At 65.5% G+C, this 21490-nt stretch carries 20 protein-coding genes and 1 tRNA gene; 11 read left to right on the forward strand and 10 right to left on the reverse strand.

Annotation, left to right across the window (positions count from 1 at the left end):
- Positions 1–27 precede the first annotated feature (27 nt).
- From DK926_RS18085 to DK926_RS26680, 4 genes are all read left to right on the forward strand, one after another.
- Positions 28–363 (forward strand): YciI family protein, encoded by a 336-nt coding sequence (locus DK926_RS18085; protein WP_114331553.1) that lies wholly within the window; start codon positions 28–30, stop codon positions 361–363.
- Between the two features lie 19 nt (positions 364–382).
- On the forward strand, positions 383–1627 hold the full coding sequence (locus DK926_RS18090) for an RNA polymerase sigma factor (RefSeq protein ID WP_243636885.1): 1245 nt from the start codon (positions 383–385) through the stop codon (positions 1625–1627).
- A 100-nt stretch (positions 1628–1727) separates the two neighbouring features.
- Positions 1728–3371, forward strand: a complete 1644-nt coding sequence (locus tag DK926_RS18095) for an acyl-CoA synthetase (RefSeq protein ID WP_114331555.1) — start codon at positions 1728–1730, stop codon at positions 3369–3371.
- A 90-nt stretch (positions 3372–3461) separates the two neighbouring features.
- Complete coding sequence (locus DK926_RS26680) at positions 3462–3626, forward strand: hypothetical protein (protein WP_165839602.1); 165 nt, start codon at positions 3462–3464, stop codon at positions 3624–3626.
- A 78-nt stretch (positions 3627–3704) separates the two neighbouring features.
- On the opposite strand, the gene DK926_RS18100 is transcribed toward DK926_RS26680, so the two are convergent.
- The 3 genes from DK926_RS18100 to DK926_RS18110 form a co-directional block, all read right to left on the reverse strand.
- A complete protein-coding gene (locus DK926_RS18100) occupies positions 3705–4064 on the reverse strand; it encodes a metalloregulator ArsR/SmtB family transcription factor (RefSeq protein WP_084423537.1) in 360 nt (119 codons plus the stop codon).
- A complete protein-coding gene (locus tag DK926_RS18105; RefSeq protein WP_114331556.1) occupies positions 3982–5271 on the reverse strand; it encodes an MFS transporter in 1290 nt (429 codons plus the stop codon). Before DK926_RS18105 ends, DK926_RS18100 begins: the two co-directional genes overlap by 83 nt.
- A 96-nt stretch (positions 5272–5367) precedes the next feature.
- A tRNA-Met gene (locus DK926_RS18110) sits at positions 5368–5444 on the reverse strand.
- A gap of 495 nt (positions 5445–5939) precedes the next feature.
- Here DK926_RS18110 and DK926_RS27225 point away from each other — a divergent pair.
- On the forward strand, positions 5940–6560 hold the full coding sequence (locus DK926_RS27225; protein ID WP_114331557.1) for a transglycosylase family protein: 621 nt from the start codon (positions 5940–5942) through the stop codon (positions 6558–6560).
- 172 nt (positions 6561–6732) lie between these two features.
- On the opposite strand, the gene DK926_RS18120 is transcribed toward DK926_RS27225, so the two are convergent.
- The gene (locus DK926_RS18120; RefSeq protein WP_174551345.1) at positions 6733–9708 is read right to left on the reverse strand and encodes a UPF0182 family protein; all 2976 of its coding nucleotides are present in this window, start codon (positions 9706–9708) and stop codon (positions 6733–6735) included.
- 221 nt (positions 9709–9929) lie between these two features.
- Between DK926_RS18120 and DK926_RS18125 the strand changes: the two genes are divergently transcribed.
- Entirely contained in the window at positions 9930–10529 is a 600-nt protein-coding gene (locus DK926_RS18125; RefSeq protein ID WP_068421609.1) for a PPA1309 family protein, read from the forward strand.
- Between the two features lie 24 nt (positions 10530–10553).
- Here DK926_RS18125 and DK926_RS18130 read toward each other — a convergent pair whose 3' ends face one another.
- Entirely contained in the window at positions 10554–11579 is a 1026-nt protein-coding gene (locus DK926_RS18130; protein ID WP_068421402.1) for a PDZ domain-containing protein, read from the reverse strand.
- 148 nt (positions 11580–11727) lie between these two features.
- Between DK926_RS18130 and DK926_RS18135 the strand changes: the two genes are divergently transcribed.
- The 3 genes from DK926_RS18135 (at position 11728) to DK926_RS18145 (ending at position 15482) form a co-directional block, all read left to right on the forward strand.
- On the forward strand, positions 11728–13098 hold the full coding sequence (locus DK926_RS18135) for a zinc-dependent metalloprotease (RefSeq protein ID WP_114331558.1): 1371 nt from the start codon (positions 11728–11730) through the stop codon (positions 13096–13098).
- A gap of 143 nt (positions 13099–13241) precedes the next feature.
- Positions 13242–14090 carry a hypothetical protein gene (locus tag DK926_RS18140; RefSeq protein WP_114331559.1) on the forward strand — a complete coding sequence of 283 codons (849 nt, stop codon included), beginning with the start codon at positions 13242–13244 and terminating at the stop codon, positions 14088–14090.
- Between the two features lie 75 nt (positions 14091–14165).
- On the forward strand, positions 14166–15482 hold the full coding sequence (locus DK926_RS18145) for an AarF/UbiB family protein (RefSeq protein ID WP_068421411.1): 1317 nt from the start codon (positions 14166–14168) through the stop codon (positions 15480–15482).
- Between the two features lie 47 nt (positions 15483–15529).
- Here DK926_RS18145 and DK926_RS18150 read toward each other — a convergent pair whose 3' ends face one another.
- From DK926_RS18150 to DK926_RS18160, 3 genes are all read right to left on the reverse strand, one after another.
- Positions 15530–15811 (reverse strand): WhiB family transcriptional regulator, encoded by a 282-nt coding sequence (locus DK926_RS18150; RefSeq protein WP_114331607.1) that lies wholly within the window; start codon positions 15809–15811, stop codon positions 15530–15532.
- A gap of 241 nt (positions 15812–16052) precedes the next feature.
- Positions 16053–16301 (reverse strand): hypothetical protein, encoded by a 249-nt coding sequence (locus DK926_RS18155; protein WP_114331560.1) that lies wholly within the window; start codon positions 16299–16301, stop codon positions 16053–16055.
- 148 nt (positions 16302–16449) lie between these two features.
- A complete protein-coding gene (locus DK926_RS18160; protein WP_114331561.1) occupies positions 16450–18576 on the reverse strand; it encodes an ATP-dependent DNA helicase UvrD2 in 2127 nt (708 codons plus the stop codon).
- A 124-nt stretch (positions 18577–18700) separates the two neighbouring features.
- Between DK926_RS18160 and DK926_RS18165 the strand changes: the two genes are divergently transcribed.
- Complete coding sequence (locus DK926_RS18165) at positions 18701–18925, forward strand: mycoredoxin (RefSeq protein ID WP_114331608.1); 225 nt, start codon at positions 18701–18703, stop codon at positions 18923–18925.
- Between the two features lie 28 nt (positions 18926–18953).
- Here DK926_RS18165 and nudC read toward each other — a convergent pair whose 3' ends face one another.
- Both nudC and DK926_RS18175 read right to left on the reverse strand, forming a co-directional pair.
- The gene (gene nudC, locus DK926_RS18170) at positions 18954–19856 is read right to left on the reverse strand and encodes an NAD(+) diphosphatase (protein ID WP_114331609.1); all 903 of its coding nucleotides are present in this window, start codon (positions 19854–19856) and stop codon (positions 18954–18956) included.
- A 47-nt stretch (positions 19857–19903) separates the two neighbouring features.
- The gene (locus DK926_RS18175) at positions 19904–20971 is read right to left on the reverse strand and encodes a potassium channel family protein (protein ID WP_068421423.1); all 1068 of its coding nucleotides are present in this window, start codon (positions 20969–20971) and stop codon (positions 19904–19906) included.
- A 128-nt stretch (positions 20972–21099) separates the two neighbouring features.
- On the opposite strand from DK926_RS18175, the gene DK926_RS18180 reads away from it, so the two are divergent.
- Entirely contained in the window at positions 21100–21486 is a 387-nt protein-coding gene (locus DK926_RS18180; protein ID WP_114331562.1) for a hypothetical protein, read from the forward strand.
- The last annotated feature ends 4 nt before the right edge of the window (positions 21487–21490 follow it).

Here is a 21490-nt window from a genome sequence, read left to right on the forward strand (position 1 = left end):
GCCGAGGAAAACGACCGAGGAGACACCATGAAGTACATGCTGCTGATCAACGCACCGAGCGCCGACTTCGACAACGGCTGCACGCCGGAGGACTGGATCCAGTTCGGCAAGGAGATGCAGGACGAAGGCGTCTTCGTCACCGGATACTCGCTGGCCGATCTGACGAGCGCCACCACCGTTCGTGTCGACGACGACGGACACCGCAGCATCACCGACGGGCCGTTCGCCGAAACACGCGAAGTACTCGGTGGTTTCGAGGTCATCGACGTCCCCGACCTCGACGCGGCCCTCGACTGGGCCGCTCGGTGCCCCGGTTCACAGGGCGGCGGGACCGTCGTCGTACGCCCGATCGCCGGGTACTGACCTCGTGCGGCGCACGGGCGTGGACAGTTCCCTGGACGCGGTGTTCCGCGAAGAACACGGCAGACTGTTGGCCACACTCGTGCGTCGTTACGGCGATCTCGACCTCGCCGAGGATGTGGCGTCGGACGCGATCGAAGCCGCCCTGGTGCACTGGCCGGTCGACGGCGTCCCGAAAGCTCCCGGCGCCTGGCTTCTGACGACGGCAAGGCGTCGAGCCGTCGATCGTCTTCGTCGGGACTCGACCTACGCGTCGAAGCTGGCCTTGCTGCACGTGGATCGCGACCGGGCGGAGTACTCGTCGCCGCCGGACGTGGCCGACGCCGAATTTCCCGACGACCGTCTGCAGATGTTCTTCACGTGCGCGCACCCGGCGTTGGGACCCGACGACCGCGTCGCCCTGACGTTGCGGTGCCTGGCAGGGTTCACGACGCACGAGGTCGCGCGAGCGTTTCTCGTCACTTCGACCACCGCAGGTCAGCGAATAACGAGGGCGAAGAAGAAGATTCGCGACGCGCGCATCCCCTTCCGAGTCCCCGGCGTCGACGAGTTGCCCCACCGCCTCCCCGGGGTGCTGCAGGTCGTCTATTCCATCTTCACCGAGGGGTACGCCGCATCGACCGGTGACGATCTGATGCGCACCGACCTCGCCGACGAGGCGATACGCCTCGGCCGCATTCTTCGCGCGCTGCTACCGAGTCAGCGCGAGACGACCGGGTTGCTGGCATTGATGCTGCTGACCCATGCACGGCGTGCCGCTCGCACCGGCCCGGGCGGTGCCATCGAGATGCTGGAGGAACAGGATCGCACGCTGTGGGACCAGGCCATGATCGACGAAGGGACTGCTCTCGTCGTCGAGGCACTGTCCGGGGATACCCCTGGGCAGTATGCCGTGCAGGCCGCCATCGCTGCGCTGCACGGCGAGGCACGCACCCCCGACGACGTCGACTGGCCACAGATCGTCGCCCTGTACGGCGTACTGTCCGTCGTCGCACCGTCTCCTGTCGTCTCGCTGGGCCGTGCGGTGGCCGTCGCGATGCGCGACGGCCCCGAGGTAGGACTTGCACTACTCGACGACATCGCCGATGAGCCGATGCTGGCGAACTACTTTCCGTACGCCGCAGCCCGTGGCGACCTGCTGCTGCGGTCGGGCCGGAACGCCGAGGCTGCCGCAGAGTTCCGACGGGCTCTCGACCTGGCCGGCTCGAACCCGGAACGAGATCTGATGCGACGGCGGATCATCGACGCACGATCCGCAGAGGGCTGAACCCCATTCGCGCTTTCCGCCCGAGCTTTGTGATCGTTCACTACCATCGTTTCTCGACGAACACTGCTGGATCACCGGAACGTTCTCGGGGGAGACGATCATGTCGGTACGACACAGAGTCGAACGCCACCGCACACTGACGCACATCGTCGACAGTCTGGGCGCGGTACGCGTGATGAACCGCTCGGGGCTCCTCCCGTTCCCCCGAATCGATCAGGGGATCGCGTCTCTCCGAGCCGTGCGCAAGTACGGACCGTTCGCCGGTCCTGTTCACGCGCATGCACATTCGGACACCGATGCCGACACCGTCGCGCTGATCGACGAGGCGGGCAGCCTCACATATGCGGACCTCGAACGTATGTCGAATGCGCTCGTCCGAGGGTGGCGCGCCGACGGTATCGGAGCCGGGTCGGTCATGGGTGCCATGGCGCGTAACCACCGACTCCTGGTCACGACGATGCTCGCGGCGGCCAAGGGAGGCGTCCGGCTCGTCATGATGAACACCGGCTTCGCCGCCCCGCAGCTGGCCGACGTGGCAGCCAGGGAGCAGGTCGGCGCATTCGTCTTCGACGAGGAATTCTCGGACGCCGCCGCCGCCCTCTCCCCCGCAGTCACCACATATCTCGCATGGACCGACACTGCGAACCCGCGCTTGCGGACGCTGACGTCGATCATCGAGCGAGAATCGACCGCGGCAGTTCCGGCACCCAAGATCCAGGGGGGATTCGTACTGCTGACCAGCGGAACGACGGGCGCGCCGAAGGGGGCTCCTCGGGATCACACGTCGCCGCTGGCGTCGGCGCAGTTCCTCGATCGAGTGCCGTTGCGCCGCAACAAGACCATGGTGATGGCGGCACCGATCTTCCACGGCACCGGTTTGTCCCAGTTCGCGCTCGCACTCGCGCTGGCCGACACCGTCGTGATGCATCGCAAGTTCGATCCGAAGAACACCGTCGAACTGCTCGCACAGCACAAGGCGGACACGCTCGTGCTGGTACCCACGATGTTGCAGCGCATCGTCGACCTCGGTCCGGACGTTCTCGATCGGTTCGACACATCCGCTCTGCGCGTCATCTTCGCGGCGGGCTCGTCGATTTCGCCGGATCTGTCGCGTCGGACCGCCCGCGCCTTCGGCCCGGTGTTGCACAACCTGTACGGATCGACCGAAGTCGCCGTAGCGACGGTGGCCACACCCGACGAGCTCGAGCAGGCTCCCGGCACGGCGGGCCGACCACCGGTGACGTGCCGCGTTCGATTGTTCGATCACGACGACACACCCGTGACGACCGCAGGAACCGTGGGACGCATCTTCGTCTCCAGTGGCCTCAGCTTCTCCGGTTACACCGACGGACGAGACAAGGAACGCATCGACGGGATGCTGTCGACCGGTGACCTCGGACATTTCGACGAAGGCGGTCTGCTCTTCGTCGACGGGCGTGACGACGACATGATCGTGTCCGGCGGCGAGAACGTCTACCCGATCGAGGTGGAGAACCTACTGGCCGACCGCGACGACGTCGTCGAGGCCGCCGTCGTCGGTGTCGCGGATCCCGACTTCGGACACCGACTCCGGGCGTACGTCGTGCCCACGCCCGCGTCCCATCGGGATCCCGACGACATCAAGACCTACGTGAAGGCACATCTCGCGCGGCACAAGGTCCCTCGTGACGTCGTGTTCGTCGACGACCTACCGCGCAACGCCACCGGCAAGGTCCTCCGACGTCTACTTTCCGACCCTGACTAGCCCGCCGGCGTCGACTGGGCTGAGAATGGTTGGCGGAGTATCGGGTACACGTGCTTCGAATGCTCGACGGGTAGCGGAGGAGAAGTGACCATGTCCGAATGGACGAAGAAGATCAAGGACGAGGCCAGGGGTCTGATCGCCGAGGCCGAGCAGGAGCTGACCGCACTCGAGGGTGCCGACACCGTCGACCTGACAGCCGACGAGACCGATGCCGATTCCGACGCGGTCGACACCGACACGTCCGAGAAGAACTAGATCTTCACCGCTGCCAGAAGGGCGGCGACGTAAGCGTCGCCCTTCTGCTGCTCCAGAATCCGGCTGCCCTTCTGCGCGTCACCGGTGCGGCGGTTCGCCGGTCACCCGGTGATCCGCATAGTTGAAGCCCTCGCGAACCAGTCGTGCGAGGTGCCCGTCGACGATCCGGTACACGACGCGTCGGCCGTCCCTGGTCGTCTCGACCATTCCGGTGAAGCGCAATTTCGCGAGATGCTGACTGACCGCTGTCCGCGATGCACCGGTAGCCTCTGTCAGAGTCGACACGTCGGACGGGTCGTGCGACAGAATCCACAGCAGGTGAAGCCGTGTGGGATCGGCCAACATGCGGAAGATGTCACTGGCGGATTCCAGCCGGACGCGGTCCGGGTTCGTCCCGTGGTCGAGACTCGGACTTCGAGTCGGCACCGATTCGGTCATCGCCACCTCCCTCACTCGACCTCCACAGCAACGAGGCTGCAATCGTCGCCAGTGTAGCGAGCACGGCCGAGATCGCCGTCGAGACCGATTGTCCCGCTGCCGCACCGACCCACCCGACGATCGGGTACGTCAGAAGAAAGCACGCATGTGACAGCGAGAACTGAGCCGTGAACAGCGCTGTCAGCTCGTCGTCGGCGGCGCAGCGACGGATCACGCGGGCCGTCGGAGTGCCTATTGCCGACGCCGCTGCTCCCGCACCCACCCACAGGACGGCGAAACAGATCCAGGAGGTCGGGCTGGTGGTGACGGCGACAGCGAAGATCGTCGTACAGGCGGTCGTCAACGCCGCTACCGCGCATCCTGTCAGCATGACGGTGCGGTCCGAGACACGTTTCAGCAGCTGGGGAAGGCACACTGCAACGGCGATGGAGCCTGCGCCGAAGCAGCCCAACAGCAGCGCTACCTGATCCGCGGACCCATCCAGCCGCGCACGGACGTACACGACCGTGTCGACGACGACGACACTCGTCACCGCGGCCGCGACGAGGTTCATCGCTGCTACTCCCCGCAACGGTGCTCGAGTCACGAAGTTGCGTGCGCCGGACGTGATTCGCGTGCGAAACGGCACCGGGTCGACCGATCTCATCGACGGTAATCGGGCGCTCAGGACCATACTCATCGACGCGGCGAAGCCGGCAGCCGTTCCGACGAACAGCACGTGGTACGAAACCACGGTCAGCAGAGCTGCCGCCACCATCGGACTGACGATCGACTCGAGGTCGTACGCGAGCCGGGACAGCGACAATGCCTTCGTGTAGGCGACGTCCTCCCTCAGTAGCGCGGGAATGGTCGACTGGAACGCCGGTGTGAACGTCGCCGACGCGGACTGCAGGACGAACACGAGCGCGTAGATCTGCCAGGGATGGACGACGAACGGAAGTACGAGCACGGTCGCCGCACGCACCGCGTCGGCGGCGACCAGAACCGTCGTACGGTTCACGCGTGCGGTCAGGGCCGACGCGACGGGTGACACCGCGGCGTAGGCGACCATCTTGACGGCCAAGGCCGTGCCGAGGACGGCACCCGCGTCGGATCCGGCGATGTCGAACGCCGCGAGTCCGAGTGCAACCGTCGTCAGCCCGGTACCGATCAGAGCCAGGATCTGGGCGGTGAACAGGCGTCGGAACCGCGAGTCGGCAAGAGGCACGGAATCAGACTAGCCAATTATGTGCGCACATAAGCACGCATTTGACCGCCCGAAAACGAACAAGACCGGCACTCGCGCGAGTGCCGGTCTTGTGGGTGGTAGCGGGGACAGGATTTGAACCTGCGACCTCTGGGTTATGAGCCCAGCGAGCTACCGAGCTGCTCCACCCCGCGTTGCGAACGCAAAGTTACAGGACGGTGTCGAGGATAAGCAAATTCACGGCCCGGGCCTGCTTCCCGATCGCCGTCGGTGCCGAACGGCCTCGCTTCATCGTCGAAAATGCACAGAAATGGGTGCGCTGCATCACGGTTTACCGGTGATCTGCGTCACATCACAACGGTGTAACGAAGCGGAAACGAATCCGTCGCAACCCGGATCGACCTGCGCGAACGCCGTTCTTTGTCTCAACATGTGGACAAGCCAGCCACCAAATCTCTGTGTGACGTCACCAGATTACTGGACTACCTTCACGATCGGTCCTAGAAACCAGGGCCGAAACCGCCCCCGCCGCTGCGACTCTCTGCCCCGCGGGGACCGGTTCCCCGATTGGCACGGGGGCAGAGGCGCGAGAAGTACGAACCCGTGACCGTTCGTACACCGACGCGAGACACATCGATCGATGTTCGTCTTACGAGATGCGCAGGCTAGCGCGGAGAGGATTCACCCGCATGACCACACACACATCATTCGGCAAGCGTGCTTTGGGATGGGCTGCCGTGACCGGCGCCGTCGTTGCGATTCCCCTCGGCGTCTCCATGGGCACCGCGAACGCTGCCGGGCACAACTGGGATGGCGTCGCACAGTGCGAGAGCGGCGGCAACTGGAGCATCAACACCGGAAACGGCTACTACGGCGGTCTGCAGTTCACGCAGAGCACCTGGGAGGCCAACGGCGGCTCGGGATCACCCGCAGGCGCATCGAAGGCCGAGCAGATCCGCGTCGCCGAGAACGTCCTCGCGACCCAGGGCGTCGGCGCATGGCCCGTCTGCGGTCAGCACTTGACCAGTGGCGAGTCCACGTCCGTCGCACCGGCGGCCGCGATCGAGGAAGCCCCCGTCCAGGAGGCGCCCGCACCCGTCGCCCCGGCAGTCGAGGCACCCGCAGCACCGCAGCTGCCGGTCGCACCCGAGTACCAGGCAACCGCTCAGCAGTACATCGATCACGCCACCGCTGTCGCACAGCACGGCTTCGACCAGGCTTCGGCACTGGCGAGCCAGTACGGGCTCAGCGCGCAGTTCGATCAGGCAGTCGCCGCCGCACAGCCGGCGCTGGCTTCGTTCGGCCGGTAACACGTTCGGCCGACACCTTCTCGGCTGACCGCAGTTCGGATCGCGTCGACGATCCGACGACGAAGCGGCGCCGTCACTGTGGAAGACAGTGACGGCGCCGCTTCGGTTTTCGCAATTCAGTTGTCGTGTTCGGTTGCAGCTCAGTGAATTTCCGAGCTTCACGGGTGCAGAGTCAGCGGCCGTTCTGGTACGCGTCGATCGCCTGCTGAAGCGCCTCGAACGCGGTACCCAACCGTCCCAGATCACCACTCTGCTGAGCGGAGCGCACCTCGGTCAACGCAGCGTCGAGTCGTTGCACCGCATCGGAGTTCGGCGGCTGACTCTGCGTCGGCGCGTTGGCAGGCGGTGGAGTGGTCGCCTGCGTGCCCGACTGTGTCGGCTCCTCCTCCGTGGACTGCGGATTCGACGCGTCACCACCCGGTGCGGTCGCCGCGGACCCGGTGCCGGAACCGAACACCTGGTCGAGCGCCTCGGACAGCGTCGCCGCATACCCGACGCGCACGCCTCCCCCGGCTCCCGGTTCCCGGTAACTGACGAGCACTCTCGTCAACTGCGGGAACGTGGACGTCGACGCAGTGTTGCGTTCGGTGTACAGCGGTTCGACGTACAGGATTCCGCCGTCAGCGATCGGCAGAGTCAACAGATTCCCGTACTGGATGTTGTTGGACTGCTGCAACAGCGTTCGATCCGATGCCACACGAGAGTCCGATGTCATCGAGTTCTGCGCCTGCTGCGGACCTTGTGTCTGCGTGTCCGTCGGTAGCTGCAACACCGTGAACTTGCCGTAGTTCTCCGGGTCGGATCGCACCGAGATGTACGCGGACAGCAACTGTCGGTTGAAGCCGACCATCGCGCTCGTCAACCGGAACGACGGTTCACCGGTCTCCGGATCGCCGATCAGCACGTAGTAGGGCGGCTGATTCAGATCCGTTCCACCGTCGACCGTCGGGTCGCTCGGGACGGACCAGAACGCGTTGTTGGTGAAGAATTCGTTCGGGTCGTCGACGTGATACTTGGCGAGCATCTCGCGCTGGACCTTGAACAGGTCTTCCGGGTAGCGGAAGTGGGACCGCAGATCGTCCGGAATCTCCGATGACGGCTTGACCGAGTCGGGGAACACTCCCATCCACGCGTTCAGCACCGGATCCTTGTCGTCGACCTGGTAAAGCGTGACGGTTCCGTCGTAGGCGTCGACCGTGGCCTTCACCGAGTTGCGGATGTAGGACACCTCTTCCTTCGGAAGCGGGCGACCGGTAGTGGGTTCCAAGCTGTCGACGGTCAGGCCGTCCAACGACGCGCGCTGCGCGTACGGGTAGTCCTTCAGCGTGGTGTAGCCGTCGACGATCCACACGATCTTGCCGTCGACCACTGCCGGGTAGGAGTCGCTGTCCGTCGTCAACCAGGGAGCGACCTTCTGTACACGCTCACGCGGATCGCGGTTGAACAGAATCTTCGAATTGTCGCCGATCGCACCCGAGAACAGGATGTTTCGTTCGGCGTACTTCGCCGCGAACGCCAACCGGTTGAACCAGTTGCCCACCGACACGCCACCCGCACCGGTGTAGGTGTAGCGCGAGGTGTCGGTGTCGTACTCACGGTCCTCGCCCTCGCCGCCGGTACCGACGATCGCGTAGTCGGGATCCGACTGTGCGATGACCTCGCCGTAGTAGATGCGCGGTTGATCGACGGGGATGACCTGTTCGGTTCCCTGCGACGCGATGTCACTGACGGTGTAGATCGGGTAACCGCTGTTGCTGTTGGCGCCCTCGGCCGTCGGATCCTGCACGGCCGCGTTCACGCGGTTCGCCGGAGCAGCGACGAAGCCGTTGCCGTGGGTGTAGACCGTGTGCTTGTTGATCCAGTCGGTCTGGTTACCCGTCAAGCTCTCGGGCGACAGCTCACGAGCCGCGACGATGTAATCCTGCAGCTGGCCGTCGATTTCGTACCGGTCGACGTCGAGCGTCGCCGGGAAACCGAAGAAGTTCTTCAGCTGCTGCTGCTGAGTGAACGTGCGAGACAACACGTTCGGGTCGAGGAGCCGGGTATTCGCGATCGTCGTGATGTCGGCTTGACTCTCGCGCGGGTTCTGGGAACCCTCCCCCGAGTAGGCCTGGTATTCGACGACGTCGTCACCGATGCCGTACGCGTCACGCGTCGCGGCGATGTTCCGCTCGATGTAGGCGCTTTCCTTCTCCGCCGCGTTGGGGCGCACCGAGAACTGCTCCATCAACAGCGGGAAGATGGCACCGACGAGGATCGACGACAGCACGAGCAACGCCGTCGCCAACGCGGGGACGCGTAGATCACGCAGGAAGATCGCGGCGAAAAATGCTGCAGCGCAGATCAATGCGATCGCCAGCAGAATCAGCTTGGCCGGCAGGACCGCGTTGATGTCGGTGAAGCCTGCGCCGGTGAACGTCGGTTCCTTACGGCTGCTCGACAGCAACGAGTAGCGGTCCAGCCAGTAGGCGATGGCCTTGAACAGAACGAAGGCGCCCGCCAGGACTGCGAGCTGTACGCGCGCAGCACGCGTCAGTGCACCTTCGCGTCCCGCGAGGCGGATACCGCCGAAGACGTACTGCGTCAACAGATTGGCGAAGAACGCGATGAGCGTCGCAACGAACAACCAGTTCAGCACGAAGCGGTAGAACGGCAGATCGAACGAGTAGAAGCTGACGTCGAGACCGAACTGCGGATCGACGCGACCGAAGTCGCCGCCGTGCAGAAACAGTTGCACGACAACCCAATTGGTCTGCGCGATCAAACCGGAGATGACGCCGAACGCGACCGGGATTCCGATTCCGAACAGACGAAGCCTGCTCATGACGGTGGTCCGGTACCGAGCGATCGGATCGTTCGGGCCTGCAACGGGCACGAACACCGGGCGATTGCGATACGCCAGCAGCAGTGCCAGGAACACGACACCGCCAACGAGCACTCCGACGATCAGGAACAACAACGCCCGGGTGACCAGCATGGTCGTGTACACCTGGCGGAAGTCGACCTCTCCGAACCACAGCCAGTTCGTATAGGTGTCGATGAGGCGCGGACCGACAAGCAGCAACGCTGCGAGGACCAATGCCAATACGAGCAGAATCCGGCTCCGCCGCGACAACGACGGTAGACCGGTGGGGGCCCTCATGCCCACGTGCCACACTCCAACTTCGGGCGATACAGCGTGTACCGCAGATGGCTTCGGCGACGCACAACGTGCGTCGCCTGTCCGATTTGTGAACCACTGTACGGAACCGCTCGGTAGCCCGGCCACACCCGTCCTGTCCCGCAGTGGCCGGGGGACGTCGATGGGCACGTCGATGCGAGGATGAGCAGGTGAGCGATTTCGACGACCACCGATTCGACGGCAGTGACATGGACATGAGCCCCGACGAGCTAGAGGCGGCACTCGCGCGTTGTGCGCGCGAGGTCGCGGATTTCGTCGACGCCGAGGGGTGGGGCCAATCTCCGCAGATCTTCGCCCTCGTGCCGACGTCCGTCCTCGCCGCGGCGGAGCCGGGCCTGCTCGACGACATCGCCGACGGCTCGGCGTTGACGCCGATCCAGCAGCACTCGCTTCCCGAGGACATCGAGGGCGGTTCACCCGCGCTGGAGGAATTCCTCGCCACCACCAGCTGGCCCGACGGCGTCGTCGGCTGCGCGCTCGTTCAGGAGATCGTCGTGCTGCCGCCGACGGCGGAGTCCGACCTCGACGAGGCGTTGACGCCGTTGCTCGCCGATCGCGACGCAGCCGACGAGGCCGCCCGGTTGACTGCACACGCGCATCCCGAACGGAAGGACGGCCGTCTGATCGCGGCCGTCGTCAAGGACGGTCCGTCGTTGGCACTGCTGCAGATGCAGCCCGACGACGACGCAGACCCGTTCGGTGCCGCCGAGTTGCTCACCTACGAGGATCTGGCGCCGAACATCGTGCAGGCCCTGTACGCGACGTTCGACAACGAATCCGATGACTGACGACGCCGCCTGATTCGCAAGCGGTCAGCTGCACGACGGCGCGTCGCCGCCCGCTCCGATCGATTCGAGCGCGTCGATCGCGCCGTCGAGTGAGTCGACCTTCACCAGACGCAGACCGTCGGGCGTGTTCGCACTGGCCTCGTCGCAGTTCTGCGACGGCACCAGGAATGTCGTCGCACCCGCGTCACGCGCGGCGATCAACTTGTACGGAATGCCTCCGATGGGTCCGACCGCCCCGTCATCGGCGATCGTGCCGGTGCCGGCGACGAACTCACCGTTGCTCAGCTCCCCCGGACTCAGCTTGTCGACGACGGCGAGGCTGAACATCAAGCCCGCCGAGGGCCCGCCGACGTCGGCGAGGTTGAACGTGACGTCGAACGGAACGTCGGGTTCCTCGGTCGGTGTCACACCGAGGTACCCCTTCTCGGCGTCGTCGGGCCGGGCGCCCAACGTGACGGACTCGTCGCGTTCGACTCCGTCGGTGGACACCCGCACGACGATCACGTCGCCCGGAGAGTGGGCGCTGACGACGTCACGCACCCCCGTGACGGTGTCGATCGGAGCGCCGTCGATCGACACCACACGGTCGCCCTCGTTCAGCAAGCCAGAGGCAGGACCGTCGGGCGCCACGGTTCCGACGGTCAGCACCACCGGATAGCCCAGGTGTCGCAGTGCGGCGAGTTCGGCGCTGTCTTCGGATTGTTCGAAGTCCGCCTGGTTGCTCTGCTGAACCTCTTCCTTCGACTTGTCCGGCGGGTACACCTCTTCGCGAGGAACGAGGCCCTGCCGTCCGCTCGCCCAGAAGCCGAACGCCTCGAAGATGTTCAACTGGTCGCGGACCGCCACGGTCGTCATGTTCAGATGCCCGGTGGTGGGGTCGACGTCGGTGCCGTCGATCTGTACCACCGGGCGACCGTCCGCGTCGCCGAGAGTGTTGTAGGTGGGTCCCGGGCCGAGCGCAGCGAACGGGACGGTGACGACGGTTCCTGCGACGCCGAGTACGACGACCGGCACGAGAGCGGCCACGAGAGTGGCGATCCTACGATTCACCCGACAAAGACTAGAACCGATGTCTGTGCAGCGGATGTGAGACCCCTCCCACGGGCGTGCCAGGCGGTGTTTCGCAGCGGCAATCGTGTTCGCCGTCAGCGTGAGAACCAGCGGTGCCACCGGCCTGTATGCCTTGTACCGTTGAACCATGAGCAATTTCGGTTTTCAGGGCCCCGACGACGATCCGGACAAGAAGAAGGATCAGGGCGGAGACGGCGGCCAGGCCGGCATGCCGGGCGGCTTCGGCTTCGGTGCCGAAGGCTTCGACCCCGCCGCGCTGGGCCAGATGCTCACACAGTTCGGTCAGATGCTGAGCGGCATGGGCACCGCGGGTTCCGCGGGCTCGGGTCCGGTGAACTACGACCTGGCCACCCAGCTCGCCCGACAGCAGATCGGTACGGTGTCTCCCGTGTCGGCCGGCAAGACCGACGCGATCGCCGACGCGGCACATCTCGCCGAGCTCTGGCTCGACGGATCGACGACGCTTCCCGCGGGTGCGTCGCGCACGGTTGCCTGGACGCCGGGCGACTGGCTCGACAACACCATCGACACCTGGAAGCGTCTGTGCGACCCGGTGGCAGCCCAGATCTCGAGCATGTGGACGTCCGGAATGCCCGCCGAGGCGCAGCAGATGGCCGGTCCCATGATGGGCATGTTGACGCAGATGGGCGGAATGGCGTTCGGGTCGCAGCTCGGCCAGGCGCTCGGGCAGCTGTCGAAAGAGGTTCTGACCTCGACCGACATCGGAATCCCGCTGGGTCCCAGCGGTGTCGCCGCGTTGCTTCCCGACGCCATCGCGAGTTTCACCGACGGGCTGGAGCAGCCCGAACGCGAAGTCCTCGTCTTCCTTGCCGCACGTGAAGCCGCCCACCAGCGTCTCTACAGCCACGTTCCGTGGCTGCGTCAACGGGTGCTCGCGACCGTCGAGGAGTACGCGCGTGGCATCAAGATGGACTTCTCGGCGATCGAGGAAGCGGCGTCCGGACTGGACCCGGCGTCGCTGACGGACCCGTCGAAGATCGAGGAGATTCTCCAGCACGGTGCGTTCGAACCGCAGACCACCCCGGAGCAGAAGCTGGCACTCGAACGTCTGGAGACCATGCTCGCCCTCGTCGAGGGATGGGTCGAGGTCGTCGTCGCGGACGCTCTCGGCGAACGACTCCCCGGTGCCGTGGCGCTGGGCGAGACGATCCGCCGCAGGCGCGCGTCCGGCGGTCCGGCCGAGCAGACGTTTGCCACACTCATCGGCCTCGAACTGCGTCCTCGTCGCGTTCGTGAAGCCAGCGAACTGTGGCGCCGACTGACTGCAGCGGCAGGCATCGACGGACGCGACGGCGTGTGGGCCCACCCGGACCTGCTTCCGACGTCGTCCGACCTCGACGATCCGGCATCGTTCATCGACGGTGTCGTCGGCGGCGGAACCAGCGAGTTCGACGATCCCATCGCGATGCTGAAGGCAACGGAGGAGCAGGAACGCTCCGAACGCGACAAGCGCGACGGCGGCGACGAACAGGCCTGATCGCAGGAAGAAGAGGGGTGGATCCGACGTTGTCGGATCCACCCCTCTTTTTCGATGGAATGCCAGGTCAGCGGGTCGGCTGCCTGTGGACAACTCGTGTCGTAGGGCGGAAACGCCGAGCACCACCGTGTCATCGTTCTTTCATGTCCATTGGTGCACTCGTGCGCAGACCGAAACTGCGTGTCGGCGCGTTCGTCCTCCGAGACGGCTCCATCCGGCTCGGGCTGAATCCCGATCGCTCGTACGTGCTCACGGCTCTCCCCAACGTGCCGCCCGACGTCGTCCTCGACGTTCTGTCCCGCCTCGACGGCAAAGCCTCGCGAGCGAACATCGTCTGGTACGCCGGAACGCGGGGAATGTCCGCGCCCACGACATCCACGCTTCTGGCCGAACTCGCCGAGTTCGGGCTTCTCGTCGACTGCGCGACAACCCCCGAACCTCGAGTGTCGACACTGCACATCGTGGGACGTGGCCCGCTCGCCGACGCCGTCCAGCACGGTCTCACCGCGTCGACGATCGCCGTGACACGATCGTCGAACCCTCCTCGTCGTCTTCTGCGCTACGACGAGGGCCACTGGCAGAACGATCTCGTCGTGCTCGCGGACGATCTCGTGGCGGACCCGCAGACGATCACGGCGCTGGCTGCGACGCGCACCCCCCATCTGCAGATTCGGTTGCGCGACGGGGTCGGGATCGTCGGGCCGTTCGTCCTACCCGGAGTATCGACGTGCCTCCGCTGTCTGGAACTCACCCGCAGCGCGTTGGATCCGCAGTGGCCCTACGTGTCGGCGCAGCTACTCGGACGCACGGGAGACGCCAGCGGACCGACCGTTCTCGCCACCGCGGCGTTCGCGTTGGCTCAGATCGACGCCTGCACGAAGCGTGACTCGACGCCGATGATCGACACGACGCTCGAGATCGACCTCGCGTCGAACCGTACGACGACGCGGCGATGGTCCCGCCACCCCAGGTGCGACTGCGCGCACGAATGACGGGCGTTCGTCCGAGTGACGGCGCTCTTACCTGCACTATGGGCGAGATGGTCGTCCGTCAGCCATGATGGGTACGTGCCAGACATTCCTCGTCGGGGATCAGCCCGAACCGCCAAGCTCGCTCGAATCCCCATCGGTATCGCAGGACGGGCCGCGGTCGGTTTCGGCAAGAAGCTCGCCGGTGGCAATCGCGAGGAGATCGACTCGGATCTCGCGGCCAAGGCCGCCGAACAACTGTTCTCGGTTCTCGGCGAACTCAAGGGCGGCGCAATGAAGTTCGGCCAGGCGCTGAGCGTCATGGAGGCGGCCGTTCCGGAGGAGTTCGCCGAGCCGTATCGGGAAGCACTGACCAAGCTTCAGTCGTCCGCGCCGCCACTGCCGGCAGCCAAGGTTCATCGCATGCTCGATCGCCAGCTGGGCACGGCCTGGCGATCACGGTTCGAGTCGTTCGACGACACCCCTGTCGCATCGGCGAGTATCGGGCAGGTCCACCGCGCGGTGTGGACGGACGGTCGCGATGTCGCCGTCAAGATTCAATACCCGGGCGCCGACGACGCACTGCGCGCGGATCTGAAGACGATGTCACGTTTCGCGAGCACCTTCAGCGCGATCTTCACCGGCGCCGACGTCAAGCCCGTGCTCGACGAGCTGATCGCACGGACCGAGGACGAGCTCGACTATCGCATCGAGGCCGACAGTCAGCGCGCATTCGCGAAAGAGTTCGCCGACGACCCACAGTTCGCGATTCCCCGTGTCGTCGCGAGTGCTCCGAAGGTGCTCGTCAGCGAATGGATGACCGGTACGCCCCTGTCGTCGATCATTGCGTCGGGAACCGCCGACCAGCGCAACGACGCAGGCGCCCTGCTCGCGCTGTTCGCGTTCGCTGCGCCGGCTCGCGCCGGTCTGCTGCACGCGGACCCGCATCCAGGGAATTTCATGTTGCTGCCCGACGGACGCCTCGGCGTCATCGACTTCGGAGCTACGGCGCCGATGCCGAACGGGCTACCTCCCGTTCTGGGCAGGATGGTGCGACTCGCGCGCGAGGAACGGTTCGACGAACTGGTCGCACTGTGCGTGGAGAGCGGATTCGTCATTCCCGGCCGGACGGTCACCGCGAAGGAGATCGCGGACTATCTGCGCCCGTTCACGGACCCGATCCGCACGGATTCCTTCCACTTCACTCGGTCGTGGCTACAGAAAGCGGCGGGAACAGCAGCCGACTTCGACAGCGCGCAGTTCCGAACGGCGCGAGCTCTGAACATGCCCGCCGAACACATCATGATCTTCCGGGTACTCGGAGGTCTCGTCGGCATCTGTGCGCAGCTCGACGCGTACGCCCCCTACATGGCCATCCTGACGGAATGGATGCCCGGCTTCACCGACGACGTCTGATCTTCCCGATCGTCGTCGAAAAGCCGGGCATCACAAGTGGACTCGCATCACGCAACCTGCTGATCGGCCCTGTTCTTACGGGGGCGGCCACGCGGGCGTTTGCGTGCGATGACGACACCCTGATCGAGGATCTCGCCTCCCCACACGCCCCACGGCTCGGCCCGATCGAGGGCCGCGCTCAAACAGGTCCGGCGGATCGGGCAGTCGGCACACAGTGCCTTGGCCTGCTCGAGTTCCCCCGGGGTTTCGGCGAACCACAGGTCGGGATCCGCCGCTCGGCACGGAACGGCCATCTCGTCGGCGGGGCGTGTTCCGCGCTGCGCGCCCATGGTCAGCGACGTGATCGAAACCGTTGTCGCGGTGGTGTTCTCGGTCTCGAATCGGCATGTCGTCCGGATCGTGGCGGTTGACACGTCGGTCTCCTCTACTTTTCGTGCGGCGTATTCACGGTTTCTGAAACTGGTGCGAACCCGGAGGCCGAACGTTCGAATCCGAGGGGACTCATCGAACGAAAAAGGCCACGGTCCGCGTCTGCGGGTCCGTGGCCTGTGGTGGCTGAATCGACGTGGTCTACCGAGAATGCTCTCGATATCTGTCGATCACGGACGCGCTGTATGCGCGGCGGAGACGTGTAGCTGGAATTGCGCTTTTCGCTGCTGCTGCGGTGCCGGCGAACGCGGCGGTGCCTACGACAGCCGTGCTGGCTGCTGCGGGTGCGACGCGACCGGACGCGAGGGGGTGAGCGGAATCCTGAACCATCCACGTGGACAGGTCAGCAGCGACAACGCCTGCGTACTGGGCAACGATCGAATTCTTCACGATTCTCCACCTCCTCATCTCGACTCGACACGGACACACTGCATGCTCGCGGCTTCCCGTGAGCGGTGAAAACAGACTAAACCCCGTGATCGACACCGCACAAGTTATTTTCTACCTGCGGTTTCGTGTCATCGAGGCACCACTTCGACTACTTGGTCGACGATTCCCGGACGACGGCGAGAACGTCCTCTCCGAACCGCTCCAACTTCTTGGCACCGATACCCGGAATGGCGACGAGCCCACGGTCGTCCTGCGGCTGCTGCTCCGCGATGGCCGTGAGCGTCGTATCGCTGAAGACGACGTACGCCGGGACCTTCATCTCGCGCGATTTGTCGAGACGCCAGGACTTCAACGCGTCGAGAAGCGCGATGTCGACGTCGGACGGGTGTGACTCGCACCGCCCGAGCATGGTGGCGCCCGTTCCGATCAACGGCTTACCGCACAGGCGGCACTTGGGGCCGGACTTCTTGGCTGCAGGCGCTGCGATGCGCGACGCGGGCGAGTCGTCCGGAATCAACCCGTTGAGGAACCGCGACCTGCGCCTCGACTTGCGGCCACCCTGGTTGCGTGCCAGTGCCCACGACAGCTGCAGGTGCTCACGAGCGCGGGTGACGCCGACATAGAGGAGTCGACGCTCTTCCTCGACGGCCGCCTCGTTGTCGGCGCTGGGGTCGTTGCCGAGCGCGTGCGTGATGGGCAGCGTGCCGTCCGCGAGCCCGACGAGGAACACCGCGTCCCATTCGAGGCCCTTGGCCGCGTGAAGCGATGCCAACGTCACGCCCTGCACGACGGGTGGGTGACGCGCCTCGGCACGAGCGGCGAGCTCGTGCAGCAGACGACCGAGATCGAGCTCGGGGTCCTGACCGATCAACTCTTCGGTGACCTGCACGAGACCGCCGAGTGACGCCCACTTCTCCCGCGCTTGCGCACCGGTCGGCTCAGTGGCCGTCAAACCGAGCGGCGCGAGCACGGCACGCACCAGCGACGGCAGGCCTGCACCCGACTTCGATTCCTCGGGTAGGTCGTCGCGGCTGGACGCAGTGCGCAATGCCGAAATGCCTTGGCGTACTTCGGGTCTGTTGAAGAAGCCTTCACCGCCGCGAACCTGGTACGGAATACCCGCGTTTGTCAACGCCTGCTCGTGCACCTCGGATTGCGCGTTGATGCGATACAGCACGGCGATCTCGGCGGGTTCGACGCCTTTGGCGATCAAGCGCTTGATCGCCCGGGCGACGCCGTCTGCTTCGGCGGGTTCGTCGTCGTACTCGGTGAACTCCGGCTCCGGACCCGGGGGCCGCTGACCGATCAATTGCAGTCGCGTTCCGGCGATACGTCCCCGCGCGGCACCGATGACCCGGTTGGCCAGCGATACGACCTCCGGCGTCGAACGATAGTCACGTTCGAGGCGTACGACCGTCGCATCCGGGAAGCGACGCGAGAAGTCGAGGAGATACCGCGGCGTCGCACCCGTGAACGAGTAGATGGTCTGATTGGCGTCTCCGACGACGGTCAGGTCGTCACGCTCCCCCAACCACGCGTCGAGAACACGCTGCTGCAACGGCGTCACGTCCTGGTATTCGTCGACGACGAAGCACCGGTAGCGCTCGCGGAACTCGTCGGCGACCGCGGAATGCTCTTCCAGTGCGGCAGCGGTGTGGAGCAGTAGGTCGTCGAAGTCGAGCAGGAAGCCGTCGTCACCGCGCGTCTTCAGGTCCTCGTACCCCGCATACACCGACGCGACCTTGCCCGCGTCCATGGGAACTTCACGTCGTACGCGGGCCGCGATGGCCGCGTAGTCCTCCGGCGCGACGAGCGAGCCTTTGGCCCACTCGATTTCGCCCGCCAGGTCGCGCACCGCGTCCGTCGACGTCGACACGCCCGCGCGATGCGCGGCCTGGGAGACCAGCGCGAATTTCCGATCGAGCAGCTGCCATCCCGTGTCTCCGACGACCTGAGGCCAGAAGTACTTCAGTTGCCGAAGCGCTGCCGCGTGGAACGTGCGGGCCTGAACCGGCGGTCCTTCTCCGCCGACACCGAGCTCACGCAGACGCCCACGCATCTCTCCTGCAGCACGGGCAGTGAACGTCACCGCCAGTACCTGGCCTGCGGAAACGTGGCCCGCGGACACCAGATGCGCGATGCGCCTCGTGATGGTGCGCGTCTTGCCTGTTCCGGCGCCTGCAAGTACGCACACGGGCCCACGCGGTGCCGAGACCGCAGCGGACTGTTCGGGATCCAACCCGGCGAGCATCGAGTCCACTGGCATGCCGACCATCATGTCAGGGGGTGCCGACAACACCCGCGACCGGTCGAGCGGCGTCGACCGCGACGGAACAACCACCACGGTCGACGTGTTGACTGGTGGCGTGACTACTACCGAGAACGCCGCAGCACTGACCATGTACTCCACCACGTGGTGCGGATACTGCCGCAGATTGAAGACGCAACTCGACGAGGCAGGAATCGCCTACGACGAGATCGACATCGAGCAGGACCCCGCGGCCGCGGAGTTCGTCGGCAGCGTCAACGGCGGGAACCATGTCGTCCCGACCGTCAAGTTCGCCGACGGTTCGACGGCCACCAACCCGTCGTTGGCCGCCGTCAAGCAGGCGCTGTCTCTCTGATTACTGCGTGAGCGCCGTCGTCGCCCGCCTACGCGGCGGCGGCCCAGGCTTCGAGCATTCCTCGGGCGATCGAGATCGAGCCGGGCAGCAGCAGTCGGGAGTCCGCGTCGGCGGCCCAGTCTCCGAGTTTCAGTGCGGCCTGGACCTCTGCTCGGTCGAACCAGAACGCCTCGGCGATCTCGCCGTCGACGAACTCGAGAGGCTCGTCGGGATCGCCGATCGCGGAGAAACCCACCATGATCGATCGCGGGAACGGCCAGGGCTGACTGCCGAGGTACGTGATGTCGGACACCGTGATCCCGACCTCTTCCTTGATCTCGCGCGCAACGCAGGTTTCCAGAGACTCGCCCGCCTCGACGAAACCCGCCAACACCGAGAAACGACGCTCGGGCCATGCGGGCGCGCGAGCGAGCAGGACCCGGTCCGCGCCGTCGTGCACCAGACAGATGACCGCCGGGTCGGTGCGAGGAAACTCCTCGTGTCCGTTCGACGTGCTCGTGCGTGACCATCCCGCGGCCGACGGCGTCGTGGCGGCGCCGTCGAGCGCGCTGAAACTCGCCCCCGCGTGCCAATTCAGGATCGCGAGCGCGCTCGTCAGAATCGACAGTTCGGTCGCGTCGAGGTACTCCGCGAAGCTACGCAAGTCTGCCAGCTTGCCGGTGAGAACGCCGACGCGCTTGGCCCACAGATGGCGATCCTCGTGAATGCCGAGGAACACCGCGTCGAGTGCAGGTTCCGCCGAGATATCGGTGGCCGGCGTGTAGACGATGCCGGACTCGTCGACGCGCAGCTGACCTCGGTGATCGATTTCGATGACGCGCGCGGTCGGCCAGCCTGCACGCAGCGCCGCGGTGTCTCTACGTAGTTCTTCCGCTCTATGCAACGGAGAACGGGACAGCAGCGGAGGCTGGGAAAGCTCGAAACGTGGCACGGTGAAGACACTATCGCGGACGGGCGACGTGCCGGATTCGTGCGTCGTCACTCCCCCACACGTCGGATGTACAGCAACCGGTCCGTGGCTTCGACCGCGTCGACTTCCGGTGATCCGACGCGGAACAGTTTGCCGCCGCGTACCACTCCCAGCACGATGTCGGTGAGATGTCGAGGTGAGCCCCCGACCTCGTCGCGCTCGACCTCGCGCTCGGCGATGGCGAAGCCTGCCTCGGGCGTCAGCAGATCCTCGATCATCTCGACGACGCTCGGCGTCGACGTCGCGATACCCAGCAGTCGACCTGCTGTCTCCGACGAGATGACGACCGAGTCGGCGCCGGACTGCCGCAGCAGGTGCGTGTTCTCGGCTTCACGAATCGCGACGACGATCTTCGCTTTCGGCGCGATCTCACGCGCGGTCAACGTCACGAGCACCGCGGTGTCGTCGCGGTTAGTGGCCACGATGATGGCCGCCGCATGTTGTGCGCCGGTGAGCCGCAACACATCCGATTTGGTCGCGGAACCGTGCACGGTCACAAGACCCATGTTCGAGGCGGAGTCCAGGACCGCCTGATCGGTGTCGACAACGACGATGTCCGACGCGGCGACGCCGTCGCCGAGCATCGCGTCGACGGCGGTGCGGCCCTTGGTTCCGAAACCGATGACCACGGTGTGATTGCGCACGGTGCGCCTCCATCGCTGAATTTTGAATGCCTGTCGAGACCGCTCGGTCAGAACTGCGAGCGTCGTGCCGACCAACAAGATGAGGAAGAAGATTCGAAGCGGGGTGATGACCAGGATGTTCACCAGACGCGCCGACGGCGCGATCGGGGTGATGTCGCCGTAGCCGGTGGTCGACAACGACACCGTCGCGTAGTACAGCGCGTCGAGGAACGACAGCTCGTTGTCCTGCGCGTCACGGTATCCGTCACGGTCGAGATACACGATCAGCGCGGCGACGAGCAGCGCGGCGAGCGCGATCAGGATGCGGCGATAGATGGCGCGCCACGGGCTGCTCTGCAGTTCGGGAACCCGAAGAACACCGACGAGCGCGAAATCCGGCCGCTCCGTCAAGGTGTCACCGGCGCTCAAGCGAGCACGCAATCTACCTGCCACGTCGCCTACCTAGTACGAGACTGTCCACGGCTGGCAGCGTAGCCCTCTTCTGCCGTACCGCGACGCCAGGCGCGACGAAACACCGTCGCGGACTTCGTGGACCATGACGATGTGGCACGGTGTACCCCATGACACAGGACAAGAGCAGGGCACCTGCCGTGCGTCTCGCGGTGCTGCTGGGCGGAGCCGGGGTACTTCATTTCGCGACGCCGTCGTTCTTCGACATGCAGGTACCGTCCTTCCTGCCCGGTGAGGCTCGCACGTACACCTACGTGTCCGGCGTCGCGGAACTCGGTGTCGCTGCGGCACTGTCGGTCCCGCGTACGCGTCGTGTCGGCGGCACGCTCGCGGCCGCACTGTTCGTCGCCGTGTTCCCGGCCAATCTCGACCTCGCCCGCCGCCACGTGCTCAGCCGTACCACGTCCCCCGCTGTCAAAGCTGCACTGCTCGCGCGGCTTCCTCTGCAGATACCGTTGGTGACCGAGGCGTTGAAGGTGAGGCGTCGCGCGTCATAGCGAA

Origin of the sequence: Rhodococcus sp. Eu-32 (assembly GCF_003336925.1) — a bacterium.
GTDB classification, from domain to species: domain Bacteria; phylum Actinomycetota; class Actinomycetes; order Mycobacteriales; family Mycobacteriaceae; genus Rhodococcoides; species Rhodococcoides kyotonensis_B.

Coding starts and splice junctions, on each gene's coding strand:
- DK926_RS18085 (WP_114331553.1), top strand. CDS start 28: ATGAAGTACATGCTGCTGATCAACGCACCGAGCGCCGACTTCGACAAC.
- DK926_RS18095 (WP_114331555.1), top strand. CDS start 1,728: ATGTCGGTACGACACAGAGTCGAACGCCACCGCACACTGACGCACATC.
- DK926_RS26680 (WP_165839602.1), top strand. CDS start 3,462: ATGTCCGAATGGACGAAGAAGATCAAGGACGAGGCCAGGGGTCTGATC.
- DK926_RS18100 (WP_084423537.1), bottom strand. CDS start 4,064: ATGACCGAATCGGTGCCGACTCGAAGTCCGAGTCTCGACCACGGGACG.
- DK926_RS27225 (WP_114331557.1), top strand. CDS start 5,940: ATGACCACACACACATCATTCGGCAAGCGTGCTTTGGGATGGGCTGCC.
- DK926_RS18125 (WP_068421609.1), top strand. CDS start 9,930: ATGGACATGAGCCCCGACGAGCTAGAGGCGGCACTCGCGCGTTGTGCG.
- DK926_RS18135 (WP_114331558.1), top strand. CDS start 11,728: ATGAGCAATTTCGGTTTTCAGGGCCCCGACGACGATCCGGACAAGAAG.
- DK926_RS18140 (WP_114331559.1), top strand. CDS start 13,242: ATGTCCATTGGTGCACTCGTGCGCAGACCGAAACTGCGTGTCGGCGCG.
- DK926_RS18150 (WP_114331607.1), bottom strand. CDS start 15,811: ATGGGCGCGCAGCGCGGAACACGCCCCGCCGACGAGATGGCCGTTCCG.
- DK926_RS18160 (WP_114331561.1), bottom strand. CDS start 18,576: ATGGTCGGCATGCCAGTGGACTCGATGCTCGCCGGGTTGGATCCCGAA.
- DK926_RS18165 (WP_114331608.1), top strand. CDS start 18,701: ATGTACTCCACCACGTGGTGCGGATACTGCCGCAGATTGAAGACGCAA.
- DK926_RS18180 (WP_114331562.1), top strand. CDS start 21,100: ATGACACAGGACAAGAGCAGGGCACCTGCCGTGCGTCTCGCGGTGCTG.